At 38.7% G+C, this 20,110-nt stretch carries 17 protein-coding genes; 11 read left to right on the top strand and 6 right to left on the bottom strand.

The features are described from left to right. Nucleotides 1–3: 3 nt before the first annotated feature. From G521_RS0111335 to G521_RS17835, 5 genes are all read left to right on the top strand, one after another. Entirely contained in the window at nt 4–702 is a 699-nt protein-coding gene (locus G521_RS0111335) for a MotA/TolQ/ExbB proton channel family protein (RefSeq protein ID WP_026898642.1), read from the top strand. After that, entirely contained in the window at nt 699–1,097 is a 399-nt protein-coding gene (locus tag G521_RS0111330) for an ExbD/TolR family protein (protein WP_026898641.1), read from the top strand. The genes G521_RS0111335 and G521_RS0111330 overlap by 4 nt, the downstream gene beginning before the upstream one ends. Then, nucleotides 1,094–1,921, top strand: coding sequence for a hypothetical protein (locus G521_RS0111325; protein WP_026898640.1), 828 nt, complete (start codon nt 1,094–1,096; stop codon nt 1,919–1,921). Before G521_RS0111330 ends, G521_RS0111325 begins: the two co-directional genes overlap by 4 nt. 73 nt (nt 1,922–1,994) lie before the next feature. Continuing rightward, entirely contained in the window at nt 1,995–3,338 is a 1,344-nt protein-coding gene (locus G521_RS0111320) for a bifunctional folylpolyglutamate synthase/dihydrofolate synthase (protein WP_026898639.1), read from the top strand. 267 nt (nt 3,339–3,605) lie between these two features. Then, nucleotides 3,606–3,932 carry a YdhR family protein gene (locus tag G521_RS17835; RefSeq protein WP_051189712.1) on the top strand — a complete coding sequence of 109 codons (327 nt, stop codon included), beginning with the start codon at nt 3,606–3,608 and terminating at the stop codon, nt 3,930–3,932. A gap of 99 nt (nt 3,933–4,031) precedes the next feature. Here G521_RS17835 and G521_RS0111310 read toward each other — a convergent pair whose 3' ends face one another. Continuing rightward, entirely contained in the window at nt 4,032–5,498 is a 1,467-nt protein-coding gene (locus G521_RS0111310; RefSeq protein ID WP_026898638.1) for an APC family permease, read from the bottom strand. Between the two features lie 285 nt (nt 5,499–5,783). Here G521_RS0111310 and G521_RS0111305 point away from each other — a divergent pair, with 285 nt between their 5' ends. The 4 genes from G521_RS0111305 (at nt 5,784) to G521_RS0111290 (ending at nt 11,525) form a co-directional block, all read left to right on the top strand. Next, complete coding sequence (locus G521_RS0111305; protein WP_026898637.1) at nt 5,784–8,063, top strand: sodium-translocating pyrophosphatase; 2,280 nt, start codon at nt 5,784–5,786, stop codon at nt 8,061–8,063. A 123-nt stretch (nt 8,064–8,186) separates the two neighbouring features. Then, nucleotides 8,187–9,650, top strand: a complete 1,464-nt coding sequence (locus G521_RS0111300; RefSeq protein WP_081675068.1) for an amino acid permease — start codon at nt 8,187–8,189, stop codon at nt 9,648–9,650. Between the two features lie 122 nt (nt 9,651–9,772). Next, nucleotides 9,773–10,960, top strand: coding sequence for an MFS transporter (locus G521_RS0111295; RefSeq protein ID WP_026898635.1), 1,188 nt, complete (start codon nt 9,773–9,775; stop codon nt 10,958–10,960). Then, on the top strand, nt 10,953–11,525 hold the full coding sequence (locus tag G521_RS0111290; protein WP_026898634.1) for a MarC family protein: 573 nt from the start codon (nt 10,953–10,955) through the stop codon (nt 11,523–11,525). Before G521_RS0111295 ends, G521_RS0111290 begins: the two co-directional genes overlap by 8 nt. A 113-nt stretch (nt 11,526–11,638) precedes the next feature. On the opposite strand, the gene G521_RS0111285 is transcribed toward G521_RS0111290, so the two are convergent. The 3 genes from G521_RS0111285 to guaA are packed head-to-tail and all read right to left on the bottom strand — an operon-like array spanning nt 11,639 to nt 15,562. After that, nucleotides 11,639–12,832: an RsmB/NOP family class I SAM-dependent RNA methyltransferase gene (locus tag G521_RS0111285; RefSeq protein ID WP_026898633.1), complete on the bottom strand. Its 1,194-nt coding sequence runs from the start codon at nt 12,830–12,832 to the stop codon at nt 11,639–11,641. Next, nucleotides 12,829–14,076, bottom strand: a complete 1,248-nt coding sequence (locus tag G521_RS0111280; RefSeq protein ID WP_026898632.1) for an ABC transporter substrate-binding protein — start codon at nt 14,074–14,076, stop codon at nt 12,829–12,831. The genes G521_RS0111285 and G521_RS0111280 overlap by 4 nt, the downstream gene beginning before the upstream one ends. Continuing rightward, a complete protein-coding gene (gene guaA, locus G521_RS0111275; RefSeq protein ID WP_026898631.1) occupies nt 14,033–15,562 on the bottom strand; it encodes a glutamine-hydrolyzing GMP synthase in 1,530 nt (509 codons plus the stop codon). The genes G521_RS0111280 and guaA overlap by 44 nt, the downstream gene beginning before the upstream one ends. Before the next feature lie 112 nt (nt 15,563–15,674). Between guaA and G521_RS0111270 the strand changes: the two genes are divergently transcribed. Continuing rightward, nucleotides 15,675–16,868, top strand: a complete 1,194-nt coding sequence (locus tag G521_RS0111270) for a multidrug effflux MFS transporter (protein WP_026898630.1) — start codon at nt 15,675–15,677, stop codon at nt 16,866–16,868. An 8-nt stretch (nt 16,869–16,876) separates the two neighbouring features. Here the strand turns inward: G521_RS0111270 and G521_RS0111265 are convergent, their stop codons facing one another. Both G521_RS0111265 and G521_RS17065 read right to left on the bottom strand, forming a co-directional pair. After that, complete coding sequence (locus G521_RS0111265; protein WP_051189710.1) at nt 16,877–18,616, bottom strand: hypothetical protein; 1,740 nt, start codon at nt 18,614–18,616, stop codon at nt 16,877–16,879. A gap of 269 nt (nt 18,617–18,885) precedes the next feature. Beyond that, nucleotides 18,886–19,521, bottom strand: a complete 636-nt coding sequence (locus G521_RS17065; protein WP_051189709.1) for a phosphatase PAP2 family protein — start codon at nt 19,519–19,521, stop codon at nt 18,886–18,888. Between the two features lie 65 nt (nt 19,522–19,586). Between G521_RS17065 and G521_RS0111250 the strand changes: the two genes are divergently transcribed. Then, complete coding sequence (locus tag G521_RS0111250) at nt 19,587–20,075, top strand: YdeI/OmpD-associated family protein (protein WP_155975783.1); 489 nt, start codon at nt 19,587–19,589, stop codon at nt 20,073–20,075. The last annotated feature ends 35 nt before the right edge of the window (nt 20,076–20,110 follow it).

Below are 20,110 nucleotides of genomic sequence, written 5' to 3'. Positions count from 1 at the left end.
ATGATGTTCCTACTTCAAGTCGACACACTAACACCTATTACAGATACAGCAGCAGCAGCCATGCAGGTTGTTCAACCCGGACAGGAATTACGTTTTATAGACCTTTTATTTAAAGGTGGATGGGTAATGATCCCGCTGACCTTATTAGCATTTATGGGATTAGTGATTTTTGTTGAACGTTATTTAACAATCCGCAAAGCATCAAAATATGAATCAAACCTGATGGCACAGGTAAAGCAAAGTGTTATTGCCGGCAAACTTGACACCGCTGTAGCCATCTGCAGAAACAGCAATACTCCGCTGGGCCGAATGCTGCAAAAAGGATTATTGCGTATTGGCCGCCCGATTAAAGATATTGAAGGCGCCATTGAGAATGTGGGTAAACTTGAGGTATCTAAGCTTGAGAAAAACATCAGTATCCTGGGGATTATTGCAGGTATTGCTCCCATGCTCGGTTTCGTTGGAACAATTATCGGGGTAATTGCCATTTTTCATGAAGTTTCCATTAAAGGAATTATTGAAATTGGAACCATATCCGGAGGATTATATACGAAAATGATCACCTCCGCAACCGGACTGATCATTGGTATTGTTGCTTATGTATTGTACCATATACTAAATATCATGGTTGATCGTATTATTCTGAAAATGGAAACGGATGTTATTGAGTTTATTGACTTGTTAGAAGAACCCGGCAAATGAATTTAAGAAAGAGAAAAAGAGGGGCTGTAGAAGTTCATACATCGGCTTTAAATGACATTATGTTTTTCCTGCTGCTGTTCTTTTTACTGGCTTCAGCAGTTGCCAATCCTAACGTAGTGAAGTTATTTCTGCCGCGATCGAATTCCGGGCAATCCATTCCGAAAAAGACGATTAATGTTTCCATAACGAAAGACTTAGAATATTTTGTTGAGAAAAAGCAGGTAAATTTTGATCAGCTTCAGGCAGAAATAGAAGTTTATCAGAAAGAATCTCCAGATCTTACTGTTATTTTATACGCAGACCGAACTATCGCGATAGAGAATGTGGTTAATCTAACAGATATAGCCAACAAATTGAAAATAAAACTTGTTTTAGCAACAGAAACTAAAAAATGATAGATTACCGTCAACCTGAAGAAAACAATTATCCTAAAGCTTTGGCAATTTCCACGGGTATTATGGTAAGCTTCGTGTTGCTCAGTTTTTTCGTTATCGCCAGCCGCGTTGAGGCACCCGAAGAAGTTGGAGTAGGCGGTATCATTGTGAATTACGGAACATCTGATGTAGGAATGGGCGATGACTACATGAGTATTGAAGAACCGTCAACAGATCCGAATGCAAATAATTCAATGCCTGATAAAGTAGTTCCATCAACAGATCCTGTAAAAAGCCCTTCCTCCGAAGTTAGCGATAAATCAGTTGTTACCCAGGATATGGAAGACGCTCCAAGCATTGTTACAAAAGATAAAAGTTCGAGCACTAATCCTTCAACCAGTGAAGCTACCAAAGAAAGTAAACCCGTTGTAAACACAAACGCTTTATATACCGGCAAAAAAAATAATGGAAGTGGAAAAGGCGATGGCACTGGAACTGTTGCCGGAAATCAGGGAAGCCGTGACGGAGATCCGCTGGCTCCTAATTATGGCGAGGGTGGATCCGGCTTTGGCGGGGTCAGATTGTCTTTAGCCAACCGCCGTTTTGTTAGTATTCCTTCCATTGAAGACCAAGGACAAAGTTCTGGGAAAATTGCAGTAGAGATCAGAGTTGATAAAACCGGAGAAGTTGTATATGCCCGTGCAGGAGCTAAAGGAACTACCCTATCTGATCTTGCCCTTTGGCGTAAATGTGAAAAGGCGGTTTTGGGAGCAAAACTGAATCAATTAGAATCTGCTCCCGACGTTCAGATTGGAGTAGTGATGTTTAATTTTAAGGTTAAATAATAACACTGATCAGACCGCAGCTGAGGATCTGCAAAGGTTATTGATCCCTCATTATTCGGATGATAATTTTCAGATGAACTACCAGCAGACTCTCTCCTACCTATTCTCCAGACTTCCAATGTTTACCCGTGTGGGAAGTTCTGCTTACAAGGCCAACCTGGATAATATCATAACTTTCTGCAATCATCTTAATAATCCTCAGCAAAAATTTAAAAGTATACATGTAGGCGGTACAAATGGTAAAGGTTCTACTTCGCATATGCTGGCTGCCATTTTACATACAGCAGGATATAAAACCGGCTTATATACTTCTCCCCACTTACGTGATTTCAGAGAAAGGATACGCATTAACGGTGAAATGATAAGTGAGAATGATGTTATTGAATTTGTTTCCGGGCAAAAAGATCTGATCGAGAAAATTGAACCATCCTTTTTCGAGGTCACCGTGGCGATGGCTTTTCAACATTTCGCTTTGCAGAAGATTGATATTGCAGTAATTGAGGTCGGCCTTGGCGGGAGGCTTGACTCTACCAATATCATTAATCCTTTACTTTCTGTAATAACCAACATTGGATTAGATCATGTAAATATACTGGGAGATCAGCTGGAGCAGATTGCTTTTGAAAAAGCTGGAATAATCAAACCAGGAGTTCCCGTAGTGATTGGCCAAAGACAGCGTGAAACAGCAGCAACATTTTTGAAGAAGGCCGCTGATTGCCATTCTGAACTAACCTTTGCATCGGATGAATGGAAAATTGAAAAGGTAGAATCTAAAGAATCCGACAGAAAGCATCCGAACTTGTCTGATATCAGTCAGCATTTTCTAGAATTAAGCGTCGTGCCATGTAATTCTTCAGATGTCCAGAAAAATTCTAAAACAAATTATGAACTCGATCTGACAGGGCATTACCAGCTTAAGAATCTGGCTACAGTTTTAAGTTCGGTAGAGCAGTTGAGAAAGCTGGGCTTTATCATTACTGCAGAGCATATTAAATCTGCGCTAAAAGAGGTTAAATCCCTCACGGGATTGATGGGCCGATGGCAAACGATAAACAGTAATCCGCTGGTGATTTGCGATACCGGCCACAACGAAGATGGAATCCGCGAAGTATTAAAAAATATTAATGTTCTTCCGTATGAAAAGCTCCACATGGTGATTGGAATGGTAAAAGATAAAGACATCAGTAACATTCTTAAACTTTTGCCTGTGAATGCTACATATTATTTTTGCCAGCCCGACATTCCGAGAGCCAAAGCTGCAGAAGAACTTGCTGCAGAAGCTAAAATTCTAAATCTTTTTGGCCAGGTTTACCCATCAGTTAATGAAGCGCTGAAGACGGCAAAAAAAAATGCATGTGCCCGCGATCTGGTGTTTGTAGGTGGAAGCACTTTTGTGGTTGCTGAAGTTTTGCAATAACCGGTGACCTGAATTTTTCAACCCGATTACTTTCTGATTATTAAAATATTATAGTCTAAATAATATTTTAAATTCAATCATTACTTTTCTTTGAACCTTATCAGGATTGAGATCCAAGTATTTAAATGGATTAAGAGTTGTTCGCTTTGGCACAAAATTCCATTGTCAAACTAATTCCATTAAATGTGAAACTTTATGAAAATCAACAGGTTAACTAAATAAAGTCGGTTAACAATTTACGATTAACTTAATTTTAAATTAGTGATTATGGCACAGAAAATTCTTATTACCAATTTCAACTTCAGCGTAAGCCGCGAAGAGTATGAAAAAACGACTGCCCAGCTTGCTCAGTCATTTGCAGATGTACCAGGATGCATTTGGAAAATTTGGTTAATTAATGATGAAACGAAAGAAGCCGGGGCTGTATACTTGTTCAAAGATGAAGACTCATTGCAAACATTTAAAACCAGTCCTTTGGTTGAATCTGTCCTTTCACATCCTGCCCTAAGTAATTTTAATTTCTCAGAAAGGGATATTCTTCAGGATATAAGTGAAATTACCCATGCTCCGATAATGGGCTCTGTTGCATCTTAAACTGACCTCATCAATTTTTAAGGGCTTGAAAAGATTAAAAACTATTCAAAAAAATGCCGGCCAAACAAGAGTTTGGCCGGCATGATTGTTTTAAATCAACTACTTCTTGTTTCCGAAGTACTTCCATAAATAATAAACAGGAACTCCAATTAATACAATCAGTAAACCTCTTCCGCAGGTTGTAGGTTTGTAGATCAAAAGTATAGTGCAAATAGCTCCGGCAATTAACACGTATAAAGCCGGCAAAACCGGGTATCCAAATGCTTTGTAAGGGCGATCTGCATCCGGCCTGGTTTTTCTCAGTATAAATAAGCCGATAATAGTGACCATATAAAAAAGAAGAGACGAAAACGTGCAGTAATCCAGCAAGTCGCCATAAGTTCCGGAAAGGCATAATAATGAGGCCCATATCCCTTGTATGATCAGGGCAAAACCCGGAACATTATTTTTATTCAGTGTTCCTGCTTTTTGAAAAAACACACCGTCTTTAGCCATTGCATAATACAAACGGGCTCCGGATAATATTAATCCGTTATTACATCCAAATGTTGAAATCATAATCAGGATTGCCATAATTATAACCGCTGCACTTCCAAAGATGGTAGCTATTGCCGCAGTTCCTACTCGGTCATCCGTTGCAAACATAATTCCACGGCTGATCACACTTTCGCCTCCGGGAGTTCCCATTACAGGTAATAACATGATGTAGGCTACGTTTGCCATTACATACAGAATGGTAACGATCAGCGTTCCAAAGAATAAGCTTAAAGGAATATTACGCTGAGGATCTTTAACCTCCCCGGCTGTATAGGTAATATTATTCCAGGCATCACTACTGAATAATGAACCTACCATAGCGGCGCCTACCGCACCCCACAATACAATTCCGCTTAAAGCCTCGGTGCTGACAGTTCCGTCGGGATTAGGAATGGTCTTAAAAGGCTTCCAGAAGTCACTCATGTTTGCAACCAGCGCCTCGCTGTTCAGGCCAAAATAAATTCCCAGAACAATTAATCCCATTAGAGAAATAATTTTTGCAAGTGTAAATGTTGTTTGAATAATCTTCGCATTTTTAACACCCTGTAAATTGACGTAGGTTAAGAAAGCAATCAGAACTATTGCCAGCAACTGCTGACTATTAAACTGGATAATTCCTAAATCGGCCAACACCAGTTTATCCGATATTATTTCGGGGATAATTACCCCAGTAAATTTGGCAAATGCAATGGCAACAGCAGCAATTACGCCGGTTTGAATCACCATAAAAACCGTCCATCCAAAAAGAAATCCCGTAAGGGGATTATATGCTTCTTTTAAATAAATATATTGTCCGCCCGCTTTAGGCATCATTCCGGCGAGCTCTCCATAACTCAAAGCAGCAATCAGAGTAATTACTCCCGTTAAAAGCCAGATCAGCAAAATGTATCCCGGTGAGCCTACGGACCGGGCAATATCTGCCGTCACTATAAAGATTCCTGACCCGATCATGGAACCGGCAACAATCATGGTTGAATCCAGCAGACCCAGCTCACGCTTCATTCCGGTTTGTTCTAAAGCTTGTTTCATTTTATTTTATAAGGTTGGGTACGAATTTATCTAAAAAACTCACATTAAAAAATAAACTATAATTCAAAGCTTTAGCTAAAACTTAAAAACCAATTTCAACATAAGAAAATCATCGTGCATTTATATTTTCAGAATTAATTAAGTCTCTGAGTTTGAATTGGTGTATATAATTATCTGATTTCTGTTTTTATAGAGATAAATTAAAATACTTTTCGCAGATTGCTATACCTTAAACTAAAACTATAAAAATTAATTTTTTATCAACTTTTAAACCAACGAGTATTTATGGATTTTTTACAAAACAATTTGATTTATCTCATCCCCGTCTTCGGGCTGATAGGCATCATGGTGATGCTTGCAAAATCAGCATGGGTAGTAAAGCAAGATGCGGGCGATGAGAACATGCGCACATTATCAGGTTATATTGCAGATGGGTCAATGGCGTTCTTGCGTGCCGAATGGAAAGTCCTTGGTTATTTTGCAGTTATTGCTGCCATATTACTGGCTTATTCCGGCACCCTGGTCGAAACCTCGAGCTGGGTAATTTCTATTTCCTTTTTAATTGGCGCATTTACATCCGCTTTCGCGGGATATATAGGAATGAATATCGCCACAAAGGCAAACGTTAGAACCACACAAGCCGCCCGAACCAGCCTGGCAAAAGCGTTGAAAGTATCATTTACAGCGGGTAGTGTAATGGGCATTGGTGTAGCAGGTCTTGCAGTTTTAGGACTTGGATCTTTGTTTATCGTGTTCTATCAAATGTATGTTGTGAATGTAACCGGAGCCACAGTTAATGGTCAGGACATGGAGAAAGCTCTGGAAGTATTAGCCGGATTTTCTTTAGGCGCTGAGTCAATTGCTTTATTTGCACGTGTAGGTGGCGGTATTTATACCAAAGCAGCAGATGTTGGGGCAGATCTTGTAGGAAAAGTTGAAGCAGGTATTCCGGAAGATGATGTTCGTAATCCGGCAACCATTGCGGATAATGTGGGTGATAACGTAGGCGATGTTGCAGGTATGGGAGCTGACTTATTTGGTTCTTACGTAGCAACCATTTTGGCTACCATGATACTGGGACGGGAAATTGTTTCGAATGATAATTTTGGAGGCATAGCGCCTATCCTGTTACCGATGCTTATAGCTGGTTTAGGATTACTCTTATCTATTGTTTCCACTTATTTTGTACGTATTAAAAAAGAAACAGACAGCGTTCAAAATGCATTAAATATTGGAAACTGGGCATCAATTGTTTTAACAGCTATTGCTTCTTTCTTTGCCGTGATCTGGTTATTACCTGATGGTGATTTCCATATGATCCGCGATATGGATATAAATGGAAATCTGAAAGAAGGTGCCCGTGTATTTACAAAAATGGGGATTTTCTATTCCATCATTGTAGGCCTGGTGGTAGGAACAGTGATGAGCTTAATTACTGAATATTATACTGCAATGGGTAAATCACCTGTTCAATCCATTATCAAACAATCTTCTACCGGGCATGCCACCAATATTATTGCAGGTTTAGCGGTAGGGATGCAATCAACTGTATTGCCAATACTTGTGCTTGCTGCAGGTATATACGGTTCGTTTTACTTTGCCGGATTTTACGGAGTAGCAATTGCTGCGGCCGGAATGATGGCTACCACAGCCATGCAATTATCTATCGACGCTTTCGGACCTATTGCAGATAATGCGGGTGGTATTGCCGAAATGAGCGGATTACCTGCTGAAGTACGGGAACGCACAGACAACCTGGATGCCGTAGGAAATACCACAGCAGCTACCGGTAAAGGTTTTGCAATTGCATCTGCAGCATTAACATCCCTTGCTTTATTTGCAGCTTTCGTAGGCGTGTCTGGTATTGATCGAATTGATATTTACAAAGCAGACGTTTTAGCCGGACTTTTTGTTGGGGGAATGATTCCTTTCATCTTCTCGGCATTATGTATCTCGGCAGTAGGTCGTGCGGCTATGGATATGGTTCAGGAAGTACGCCGTCAGTTCCGCGAAATTCCCGGAATTATGGAATACAAAGCAAAACCCGAATATGAAAAGTGTGTGGCTATTTCAACTAAAGCCTCTATTCGTGAAATGATGCTACCCGGAGCTATTGCTTTGATCGTTCCAATCATCATCGGTTTTTCTTTTGGTGCCGAAGTTTTAGGTGGTTTACTGGCCGGTGTAACTGTTTCCGGTGTATTGATGGGAATTTTCCAGTCGAATGCAGGTGGTGCATGGGATAACGCGAAAAAGTCTTTTGAAAAAGGTGTAATGATTAATGGTGAGATGTTCTACAAAAAATCTGAACCGCATAAAGCTTCTGTTACAGGAGATACGGTGGGCGATCCTTTTAAAGACACCTCTGGTCCTTCGATGAATATCCTGATTAAATTAATGTCCATCGTGTCATTAATTATTGCTCCTCATTTAGCCGAAGGCGTAAGCAGCAACAAGCACGCTACTGAAGTGCGTAAAGAAATAAAAGTAATCAGCAAAACCGATTCATTAGGAAATACGGTTACGGATACGCTGATCAATACTACAGATACTTTAAACCGCTAATCAGATCATAAAAAAAGGGATTTCTTAAAAGAAATCCCTTTTTCATTATTAAAATAAATTAATTAGGTTTGGCGACTCACTAAATTAAAATCGATATAGAAATACTTTAACTAAATTAAACTTATGCTTTATAAGAAATCGTTACCACAATTAATGGCCGAATCGAATGTAGAAGGAGGATTGAAGCGGACATTAACTGCAAACAATCTGATCTCTCTGGGTATTGGAGCTATTATTGGTGCTGGTATTTTTACTCTTACAGGAGTAGCTGCTGCACAACATGCCGGTCCTGCCGTAATTTTATCCTTCATTCTGGCAGGCGTTGCCTGTGCTTTTGCAGGTTTATGTTATTCAGAATTTGCATCCATGATTCCTATCGCAGGTAGTGCATATACGTATGCCTATGCAACCATGGGAGAATTTATTGCCTGGATTATTGGATGGGATTTAATCCTTGAATATTTATTCGGAGCTTCTACAGTTGCAGTTAGCTGGTCGGGGTATATGGTGAGTTTCTTAAAAGATTTTGGCGTTAGTATTCCCGCCAGTATCGCACAAGCTCCATATAATTACGATTCTACAACAGCTGCTTTTACACCAACAGGTGCCATGATCAACTTTCCGGCTATGTTCATTGTAGCTATCATTACTACATTATTGGTAATTGGAATCAGTGAATCAGCGAAATTTAACAACATTATCGTGGTTGTTAAAGTTTTTGTGATCCTGTTGTTCATCGGTTTCGGTTTGGCTTACGTGAATATGGATAACTTCCGACCATTTATTCCACCATCAGAAGGTCCGGGAGCATTTGGATATGATGGAATATTACGGGGAGCCGGAATTATTTTCTTCGCATATATTGGATTTGATGCAGTTTCTACTGCTGCGCAGGAAGCTAAAAATCCGCAGAAAGACATGCCAAGGGGAATTTTAGGTTCACTAATTATTTGTACCATTATTTACATCCTGGTAGGATTTGTAATGACAGGTATGGTTAATTACAAATTACTGAACGTACCGGATCCGGTAGCTGTTGCAGTTAATGCAGGTGGTGATAGTTTATACTGGTTACGTTTCCCTATCAAAGTAGGTGCCCTTGCAGGCCTGAGTTCGGTAATTTTAGTGATGCTGATGGGACAGCCACGGATTTTTTACGCGATGTCTAAAGATGGTTTATTACCTGCTTTTTTCAGCAAGATCCATCCTAAATTTCAAACTCCTCACATTACAACCATGCTCACAGGTGCGGTAGCCATCCTTATTTCCGGATTTGCTCCAATCAACCTGCTTGGTGAATTAGTTTCAATAGGTACTTTACTGGCCTTTACAATTGTATGCGGTGGTATTCTTGTATTACGTTATACTGATCCGCATATCAACCGTCCGTTTAAAACACCTTTCTTCCCGGTAGTTCCAATCCTGGGTGTATTGGTTTGTTTATATCTGATGTACGGTTTACCTTGGCATACCTGGGAACGTTTAATTATTTGGATGGCTATCGGTATTATTATCTATTTTACGTATAGTAAACGTCATTCTAAAATTCGTATAGCTGCTAAACTGAATAACGGTCAGAATAGCTAAAATCGAATACAATTCAACGAATTTAAAGGTTTCAGATTTTTCTGAAACCTTTTTCGTTTTTGGCAAAATTCCCTTCAGAGATATTTTTTTAAGGCCTCTCTTTTGCTGTACCTTAGTTCTGTATGCAAAACAAAAAAAACTTATGGATCCTGGTATTGATCATGATCATCAATGCCCTCGGATTTGGCATTATAGTTCCCCTGATCTATCCCTTCACCAAACAATTCGGGATCAATGCTCATACCCTTGGGTTACTCATTTCATCCTTTTCTATCGCCCAATTTATTGCTACCCCTATTCTTGGATCTTTATCTGATAAATACGGTAGAAAACCCATTTTAATTATTTGCTTAATCGGTACCACTATTTCATTTATTCTGTTTGCCGAAGCCAGATCTGCATTAATGCTATTTGCGGCACGTATTCTTGACGGACTTACCGGCGGAAATATTTCTGTTGCGCAAGCCGTTATCTCTGATTCCACAACTCCTCAGGAAAGAACCAAGGCCTTCGGTTATCTTGGCGCTTCATTCGGAGTTGGCTTTATACTGGGTCCATTACTGGGAGGTGTGCTCAGCGAAATCAGTCTGTCGGCTCCGTTTTTATTTTCTGCTGCCCTGGCCGCTTTAGGTGCCATACTCACTTATTTTTTTCTGGAGGAAACCAATATTCATAAGGGAATAAATTTAAACGCACAGAAAGTCTTAGATTATAAAAAGCCCTTCAAATCATTGCGTAAGCCTATTATTGGAACGGCAATCCTGATTGGTTTTTTAATGGCAGTAGCTCAATTCAGCATGATCATTGGATTTCAAACTTTTAATGTAGATGTATTAAAACTTTCGCCTTTAAAAATTGGATTGTTCTTTACCAGTTTCGGTGTTGTGGGAATAATTATGCAGTTAATCGGGCTTCCCATATTTTTAAAATACATTAAAATCAAACCCCTTATATTGGTTATATCTCTTTGCGTAACTTCCGTAACTTTATTTTTGGCAGGTTTTACAAATTCCTTTATTCCATTTGCAGTCTGTTTACTATTATACGGACTTTTTAACGCTTTAAGAGATCCGATGTTGAACTCGATAATCAGCGAAAACACTCAACCGGAGGAACAAGGACATATTCTGGGAGTTAATCAAAGTTATCTTTCAATCGGACAGATCATAGGTCCATTAATTGCCGGATATATTTCCTTTTATTCAATAAATTATATCTTTATAGCGGCAGCAGTATTTATTTTAATTGCGCTGCCATTTTCAATTCAATTATTTAAAAGGCATAAAAAAACCAGCTTAATCGATGAATAACTACCTTAATTTCACCGAAATCCTATCCGTTACCATGATCCTTTTTGCGATCATTGACATTTTAGGGGCTATTCCGGTAGTAATAGCGTTAAGAAATAAGGCCGGCCATATTCAATCAGAAAAGGCATCCCTGGTTTCACTGGTATTGATGATATTGTTTCTTTTTGCCGGAGAAGAGCTTTTAAAAGTCATTGGCCTTGATATTTCTTCATTTGCAATAGCCGGCTCTCTGGTAATTTTTGTAATTGCTATGGAAATGGTTCTGGGTGTTACCTTTTTCAAAGAAGAAATTCCTGAAAGTGTTTCAATCGTTCCTCTCGCATTCCCTTTAATTGCCGGAGCGGGAACCATGACAACTCTGCTCTCTTTAAAATCGCAGTATGCGACTCAAAATATTGTAGTAGGGATTTTTGTAAACATGATTTTTGTATACATCGTCTTAAAAAATACCGCCAGACTCGAAAAACTTTTCGGAGTTACCGGACTGCATATTATGAGAAAGGCTTTTGGAATTATTCTATTAGCAATTGCTATAAAGCTTTTCCGTACCAATACGGGCTTGTAATCTGTCGATCTACAACTAATTATGCAAATCACTTCTGATATATTCGTCAGCTTCGATTTAAATACAAAGCTGACGAATATTGGTAATATCTTTTATATGTGTGAAAATGCGGATTATTTTGAAATTAACCGGGCAACAAACATTGTATCGGCCTTGTGCTCATAACCCTTAATAATTTCCTGACTTTCTACTGTCAAACCTAATTCCTTAACCAAATAATTAACCATTTCTTCGTTTTCTTCTTTAAAAACAGAACAGGTAATATAAATCAAAGGCTTTCCGGACTTCAGATACTTGACTGTATTCGAAGCAATTGTCTTTTGCAAATTATGAAATGTTTGAATTTTAAATTCTTCAAACTGGCTGATCATTTCGGGAGTTCTACCCCAGGTGCCCGAGCCGGAGCACGGAGTGTCCAGAATTATTCCATCAAATTCGTAACCATGTAATTCAGGATCGGAATTTTGAGTGAGATCAATTATTTTTTTCTGATACGTACGGAAACCTGCAGCAATAAACCGCTCATCAAGATTATTCAATACGCTTTCGCGGATATCAGAAACAACCAGTTTAATATCTGATTCCAAACTAAATAATAACAAAGATTTCCCTCCGGAAGCAGCACATGCATCCCACCAGCTTTCGTACCGGTTTGGTTTAAAAAAAGCGGCTGTTTGCTGCGACGAAAGATCCTGCACAACATACGGACGAATGACCACAGGCCTGAACGGCATTGGAGTAATATTTTCAGGGAACAGCTGGTTTAAATTAGTCCCGTTAGGTAAAGTCAAAGCTGTTTCACTGATCTCACGGAAAGTAATTCCGGCTTCTGTTAATTTAGATTTCACAACTTCCTGCTTACCAGGATGGGTGCGGATATACAAATCGGGCTGTATAAAAAGCGAATGTAAAAAAGCTTGTTTATCGATTCCTGCAGACAAATGATTTGTAAACGGGAAAACATCTTCCAATACGAAACCTTCCGTGCTTTGCAGAAAATTAATTTTCTCTTCAACAGGCAGTGAGATTTTTTCATTTAATTCCGGACGAAAATGAGCCAGAAAGGAATTATCCTCCGTATTACATAAAAATTCTGCGATGTATAATCGCTCTTCAACCGGGCGCTCTGCTAAAGCTTTCCCAATTCTAAAGTAGCTATATATTAACCGTGATGCAGTTCTACGATCTGTAGATCCCATCTGCTTGTTCATCTTAAAAAATCCCGGAAGAAATTTTGTTAATGGCGTGTTTGCCGGATATTCATTTAATATCCGCAAAAATGTTTTTAATTGCTGTTCTGCTCTCATTTAATTACCTGCAATTCAAATCCGCTGTATTTTAACATCATTACTTCCGTATTAGTATAGCCGAATTTTTCATCTTTTTTAAAGTGAAATTTATTATGTAATCCCTGATATTGCTCAGTGCTTATGTGATTCAGGTAATCTGTTCCATATTTACCTAAAAGCTTGCCGAAAAAATATCCTGTATCAAAACCCTTAACAGCAAATTCAGAAGGTTCTAAACCAAATTCCTGACGGTAACGGGACGTGAAATTTTTAACATCTTCTGATTTATAATCGATAAAATAGGAAGCAGTGATTTTTGTGTTTAATCCCTGCATTTTCTCCACATTTAAAAATTGAGCTTTTATCCAGTTGGGATGCCCGAAAAGTTCAATTTTTAATCCCTGACGGCTCGATTTATATAACCGATCTATTGTTGGCAACACAAATGCTTTATCATCTGATGTTACAATCACGATGTTTGTGAGCGTTTTGCTTAGGGCAGTTTCCAGTCCAATAGAATTAGGCAGTTCATGAATTACAAAACCATTTTCAGAAATCGATTTGATATACTTTTTGATTGGTGAAGCAAATTTTTCATCATCTGTCTTTTTGGTATTGATCAGCAACAGATTTACTTTAGATGGCTTGTAATTCTTATTTATAAAATCTGCAACTTTCCAACCATGCTCATCAATGGTATTATTTACGGTAACCAGACCCGGATTATTATACTGATCAGGAGTGCTGGCTGCCAGAGGCGAAATCTGAAGTTTATTTTCGGGCTTATAAAATTCGTTAAAAGTCAGTATTGATTCTGGAAAAACAGGACCGACAATAAGATCATTTTCCTGAACAGATTTTGCTCTTGCCAGGTTAACAATCTGTACTTCCTGTTCTCGGGAATCCCAAACATTTAGTTTAAAATTATATCCATCCGATGACAAAGAGTCTAAAGCGAATTTGAAGCCCTGATAATAATCTATTGCTAAACCTGCTTTATTAATACTTTTCAGATCCGCTGTTTGCGGATTAATAGAATTTAAATAAAATGGCAATAACAGAGCGATAGAGCGCTGCTCTTTTACATCGCTCTTTTCAATTCTGGACTCCTCCTTTTTATCTGTAGTTTCAACCGGTTTTTTGGGTAGAGTTGCAACAGGTGCTGTTTTTTTAGAACAGGCAAGCAGAAAAGAACTCAGTATTATAACAGCTAAAAATTTATTCCCATTCAATAGTCGCCGGTGGCTTGGAACTAATATCATACACTACTCTGTTAATTCCTTTTACATTATTAATAATTTCATTCGATATTTTTGCAAGCAAATCATAGGGTAGATGACTCCAGTCAGCGGTCATTCCATCTACAGAGCCTACAGCACGTAAGCAAATAACGTGCTCATATGTTCTTTCATCGCCCATAACTCCTACCGATTGAACAGGTAAAAAGATAGCTCCGGCTTGCCATACCTTATCATACCATCCGGAAGATTTTAAATTATCAATATAAATGGCATCTGCTTCCTGCAAAATTGCCACTTTCTCCGGTGTAATATCATCCAGTATTCTGATTGCTAAACCCGGGCCCGGGAAAGGATGACGGCCAAGTATAGCAGGATCTATGCCTAAAGCTTTTCCGACTCTTCTGACTTCATCTTTAAACAAGGTATTTAGAGGCTCAACAACTTCTAATTTCATAAAATCTGGCAAACCGCCTACATTATGATGAGATTTGATAGTTGCAGAAGGACCATTAACAGAAACCGATTCTATAACATCCGGATAAATTGTTCCCTGACCAAGCCATTTTACATCCTTAACTTCATGTGCCGCATCATCAAAGATTTCTATAAAAACGCGTCCAATGGCTTTACGTTTTAACTCCGGATCTTTAATTCCGGCAAGCTGACTTAAGAAACGATCACTGGCATTCACACCTCGAACATTTAGTCCCATGTGCTTATAAGAATCTAAAACCTGCTCATATTCTCCTTTTCGAAGTAATCCGTTATCTACAAATATACAATGCAAGTTCTTTCCTATAGCCTGATGAAGTAGTACCGCAGCAACCGATGAATCCACACCTCCGGACAAGCCTAAGACAACTTTATCATCACCGAGTTGAGCAACAAGTGAATTAATGGTAGTTTCAATGAAAGCATCCGGAGTCCAGTCCTGACTGCAATTACAGATATCAACTAAAAAGTTTTCGAGTAACTGCTTTCCATCTGTACTGTGAGTTACTTCCGGATGAAACTGGATACCAAATGTGTTTGTATTTTTTATATGGTAAGCGGCAACCTTTACAGAATCTGTACTCGAAATAATTTCGAAATTGTCGGGCACCTCTGCTATGGTATCAGCATGCGACATCCATACTTGCGAGTTTGACGAGATCCCTTTAAAAAGAGGATTTTGCTCTTCCACAAAGGATAGATTGGCTCTTCCATATTCACGGGTAGATGAAGCTTTAACTTCTCCTCCTAATTTCTGAGCAATGTATTGAGCTCCGTAGCAAACTCCTAAAATCGGATATCTTTCCTGTAAAACAACAAAATCTACCTGTGGTGCATCTTCCTGACGTACAGAGTACGGGCTTCCGGAAAGAATGACTCCTTTAACTGAACTATCAAATTCTGGAAGGTGATGAAACGGATGTATTTCGCAATAAACATTTAATTCACGAACCCTGCGGGCTATTAATTGTGTGTATTGCGAACCGAAATCTAAGATTATAATTTTTTCTGGCATGGGCAAAGATAGTAAAATTGAGATTGCAGGCCCTCTCTATCTTACGTTTTTATGTCATTGAATACAAAGTTCTTTTAAGGTTATTAGCTTATTTTTGCCCTTCATAAAACTTATGACGAAAAAAAAATACGTTTTAACAATCCTGATCCTGGGTACACTTTCGGCTATCAGTCCATTTTCAATAGATATGTATCTGCCTGGATTTCCAGCTATTGCCCGGGATTTAAACACTACAGTGGCAAAAGTTCAGCTTTCGCTTTCCAGTTTTTTTATCGGAATTTCTATCGGACAACTTTTATACGGTCCTTTGTTAGATAGATATGGCCGCAAAAAACCCTTATATTTCGGACTAACTTTATACTTGATTGCGTCCATTGGCTGTGCATTTGCTCAGTCGGCCGAATCTTTAATTCTGTACCGTTTTTTACAGGCTTTAGGAGGTTGTGTTGGCATGGTTGCATCCAGGGCTATGATTCGTGATCTGTTTCCTGTTTCAGAAATTGCAAAAGTTTTTTCTCTGCTGATGCTGGTAATTGGAGTATCGCCGCTATTAGCACCCACCATTGGCGGGTATGTTACGGCAGCTTTTGGCTGGCATTATGTATTTATTATTTTAGCCGGAATGTCGGCTTTAATACTTGCAGGAGTTCATTACGCCTTACCCGAAAGCCGGTTACCGGACCACTCCATATCTCTGAAACCAAAGCCCATTTTAACAAATTTCTTAATCGTTTTAAAAAACCCTCAATTCTATACCTATACTTTTACGGGAGCAATCGCAGCATCAGGACTTTATGCTTATATCGCAGGTTCGCCCTATGTTTTTATTGAGATATTCCATGTTTCAGAAAAGCATTACGGATGGATATTTGCTTTTATTGCTGTAGGAATTATTGGAGCCAGCCAGCTGAATACAATTTTATTGCGAAGATTCAGAAGCGAACAAATTATTGTTGGAGCTTTAATATGTCAGGCAATTACAGGCATATCGCTGTTCCTTGGCTCTTATTACGCCATACTGAATCTGGGAAGCACAATTTTCTTAATATTTATTTTCCTCTGCTGTCAGGGCTTTTCATTCCCCAATTCTTCTGCACTTGCTCTTACTCCGTTTAGTAAAAATGCCGGAAGCGCCTCTGCATTAATGGGAAGCATTCAGATGGCTTTAGGTGCTTTTGCATCTATTATGGTTAGCATTTTAAGTAACCACACGGCTTTGCCTATGACAGGGGTGATGGCATTTTGCTCCATCTCGAGTTTATTAATTCTGATGACCGGCAAAAGAATGATGCGGCAAAAAGTTTAATCATTTAATCAAAAAGTTGAACTTGTAAGTTTGGCATCTGCCAGAACAAATACTTTGTCATAACGTGATTTAACCACCTTTGATTCTTCCTCTTTATTTTGTGCAACCAAGGCCTGATGCAGACCATACAGAGACCATCCATTTTCCGGATAAACTTTCAAATCTTCCCTATAAAATTTTTCAGCCTCAGCTGCCTTACCTGTTTTCAAAAGTAAAGCGCCCAAAACCTGCCTAACGGGATGGTGCCAGTCTGCTGGCTCTGTATAATTCAGTTCATCCTCCAGCTTCACACCCTCTTTTAATAAATTAACAGCTGCTGTATAATTCTTTTTAGCAGAAGCGATCTCAGCATCTAAAACTTTGTCGGCAACAGCCATAATAGCGTAGGGCGAATTAAGAGCTCCTACTGAAATATTTCTCAGGGTTGTATCAGACATTAATTTCTCTAACTCAGCTTTTTCCGCCAGCGCTTTCCCGGTCATTCCCTTCTTTGCAAAGGCAACCCCGCGTCCATAATGAATCATTGCATTCGCATAGACATATTTTTTATCCATAGATTCCATTTCAATAAGCTTATCCCATTTCCCAAACCTAACTTTTGCAAATACAGGGGTGACATATAAATGCTGTACTGTAAAGCCAAAAGGACTAAGCATCATTTCACTTTTAAACTTAGAGCTTAAACTATCTGCGGCTTTAATAGCATAATCTCCCCGGCCTTCTAAAGTAGTACATGCCCATAAAAAATGGTAATTGTGGGGATGATAAATCAGTCCGTATAAGCCTTTTGAATTACATTCATTTAAATATAACTGATCTGCTTTTATCGAAGCCTCATTACTGATTGTGCCTTTATGGTATTGGCCTGTGCGGATATAAATGTGAGCCGGCATATGAACAAGGTGGCCTGCCCCTGGTAATAAAGTTCTTAACCTGTCGGCGCTTGCTTCTGCTCTGTTTGCATTTTGAGAGGCTTCAACGGCATGAATGTAAAAATGATTTGCACCTGCATGATCTTTATTCACTTTCATTACCTTTTCCAGCTGATCCAGAATTTCTGCAGTCCATGGCCGGGCAGTGCCGTCTTTTAACCAAAAATCCCATGGATGCAAATCCATAATTGATTCTGCGTATAAAGTGGCGGCATCAAGGTCATCAGGATATTTATTGGCAAGTATTTTCATAGCCAGCGAATAAGCCTGATCCAATTCAAAACGGTCCTGGGGAGGATTTGGAATATATCTTTTAGCCAGAGCATTAATGTAATCTCTTTCTCTTTCGGAAACTTTCGCAGACAAAAAACCAGCCTTTTGAACCGCCGCAAAAACTATAGTCGCATCTGCTTGATCCATTGGAGCATTTATATTTGGACCAAGGCTTAAAGCCTGACCCCAAAAAGCCATTGCACATTCCGGATCTAATTTTGAAGCTTCATAAAAAGAGCGGTAAGCTTCGGCATGATTGAAACCATAATACAATGCCAAACCTTGATTAAAATACTTTTGCGCCAGCTGATTTTTTGTACTCACCTTAAAATGATAATTACCTAATCCTGTAAATAGCGGAGGACCGGTTTTAGAAGTATCAACAAGATTAATCAGATCTGTGTTTTTAAGTCCCATGCACGAAGATGTACGAATCGGGTAGGCGGGCAATACACCCTCAATGATTTTTTCCGGGGGATTATTTCCTGAAAAAAGAACTATTGATGAAAGAACAGCCAGTGGGTATAGGGTGAACTTTTTCATGATCTAATAATTTAATTTTCAAAGAATTAATTACACTTTTGCATGCAACGAATTATTAACAAGATTATGACATCAGAATAATGTAACTTTTTAGCTATACTTTAAGTTATACTTTTAGATATTATATTTTAATTTTAACTTTAAATATTATTTAAATGGTCGGATGGCCGAGTGGTTAGGCGAAAATCTGCAAGATTTTATACAGTGGTTCGATCCCCCTACCGACCTCTAAAAAGCTTTCTTAACCTGAAAGCTTTTTTTATTTCCAATCAGGAGGAAGGCTTATTCAGGTAAGCGTAACTTATGATAGCAAGACAAATTAATCCTACCAAAAATCCTCCCAGCACATCGGTAAACCAATGTGCCCCCAAATAAATTCTGGAGAAGGGAATTGCAAAAATTATCATCAGAGAGAAATTGGCTATGGTCCATCTTATCCAAAAAGAAAGAAATTTTAAATGGTTCATCAGTAAAACCATGAATCCAAAAAACACAACGTAAAACAGCATATGGCCGCTGGGGAAACTTTGGTTTCCTGCTTTTTCAACAATTCTGACCAGATCTTCTGTAGGTCGGGGCCGGGCAATTGCAATTTTTAAAATAGAACTCACTACTGCAGAGCTCAAAGTAAGGAGAATAAATGCAGCCTCTCTTTTTAACTTAAATAAATAGAAACAAACAGCCATACCTACAACCATACTCAAAGCAGCCGGCACATAACCAAAAAAACTAATACCTTTCATGATGGAATCAAGAATGGGATGCTGATGTTCCTGAACTTCTTCTGAGAATGTGGTATCTATGATTGAATTTGGGAAGAAAGAAATTAAAATTGTAAGACTTATAAATCCAACCAGCAGAACGGTTAAAACTCTGAACAGAATAAGCTTTCTTCTTGTATTCAATTTTATTATTTATTTTTTTAGTCTACAAATATTAATCCTATTTATTCAAATTAACTAATTGATTTTTGAATCAAAATAAGAAAATCAGAATTATGGAAATTATCCGGTTTTCAACGTGTATTGTTCCTGTCGAAGGGCCAATGCTTCATCATATCATGGAGGTTCCAAACGAAACCGTTGCTAAATTTAATGCATTTAAAGGTCATTTGCGCATATTTTGCAAATTTGGGAATGCAGAAGAATTCCCTTGCGCCTTAAGTGCCAGAGGAGATGGTTATTCAATTGCCATCAGTAAAAAATTAATGAAAGAGGCTTGCGTTGTTGCGGGACAAACCATTCTGGTTTCTATCCGGCTGGATGAAAATGATGGACTCAAATTGCCGGAAGAGCTGGCAGAAGTTTTAGTTGAAGATGAACTAGGTCAAAAATTATACAATGACCTAAATCCCGGAAAAAAGCGTGGATTGATATACTATATATCATCATCAAAAAATGTTGAGACCAGGATTAAAAGAGCATTTTACATGATCAATAAGCTGAAACAAAACAGTTGAATTTTGTTAAGGAGCGATTATTGAAGATAAAATTT

The sequence above is a fragment of the Daejeonella oryzae DSM 19973 genome, from assembly GCF_000422945.1.
In the GTDB taxonomy this organism is placed as follows: Bacteria; Bacteroidota; Bacteroidia; order Sphingobacteriales; family Sphingobacteriaceae; genus Daejeonella; species Daejeonella oryzae.
This window is presented reverse-complemented; position numbering and strand designations above follow the sequence as displayed.

Coding starts and splice junctions, on each gene's coding strand:
- G521_RS0111265 (WP_051189710.1), bottom strand. CDS start 18,616: ATGAAAAAGTTCACCCTATACCCACTGGCTGTTCTTTCATCAATAGTT.
- G521_RS0111295 (WP_026898635.1), top strand. CDS start 9,773: ATGCAAAACAAAAAAAACTTATGGATCCTGGTATTGATCATGATCATC.
- G521_RS17835 (WP_051189712.1), top strand. CDS start 3,606: ATGGCACAGAAAATTCTTATTACCAATTTCAACTTCAGCGTAAGCCGC.
- G521_RS0111305 (WP_026898637.1), top strand. CDS start 5,784: ATGGATTTTTTACAAAACAATTTGATTTATCTCATCCCCGTCTTCGGG.
- G521_RS0111270 (WP_026898630.1), top strand. CDS start 15,675: ATGACGAAAAAAAAATACGTTTTAACAATCCTGATCCTGGGTACACTT.
- G521_RS0111285 (WP_026898633.1), bottom strand. CDS start 12,832: ATGAGAGCAGAACAGCAATTAAAAACATTTTTGCGGATATTAAATGAA.
- G521_RS0111280 (WP_026898632.1), bottom strand. CDS start 14,076: ATGATATTAGTTCCAAGCCACCGGCGACTATTGAATGGGAATAAATTT.
- G521_RS0111320 (WP_026898639.1), top strand. CDS start 1,995: ATGAACTACCAGCAGACTCTCTCCTACCTATTCTCCAGACTTCCAATG.
- G521_RS0111290 (WP_026898634.1), top strand. CDS start 10,953: ATGAATAACTACCTTAATTTCACCGAAATCCTATCCGTTACCATGATC.
- guaA (WP_026898631.1), bottom strand. CDS start 15,562: ATGCCAGAAAAAATTATAATCTTAGATTTCGGTTCGCAATACACACAA.
- G521_RS0111335 (WP_026898642.1), top strand. CDS start 4: ATGTTCCTACTTCAAGTCGACACACTAACACCTATTACAGATACAGCA.
- G521_RS0111325 (WP_026898640.1), top strand. CDS start 1,094: ATGATAGATTACCGTCAACCTGAAGAAAACAATTATCCTAAAGCTTTG.
- G521_RS0111310 (WP_026898638.1), bottom strand. CDS start 5,498: ATGAAACAAGCTTTAGAACAAACCGGAATGAAGCGTGAGCTGGGTCTG.
- G521_RS0111330 (WP_026898641.1), top strand. CDS start 699: ATGAATTTAAGAAAGAGAAAAAGAGGGGCTGTAGAAGTTCATACATCG.
- G521_RS0111300 (WP_081675068.1), top strand. CDS start 8,187: ATGCTTTATAAGAAATCGTTACCACAATTAATGGCCGAATCGAATGTA.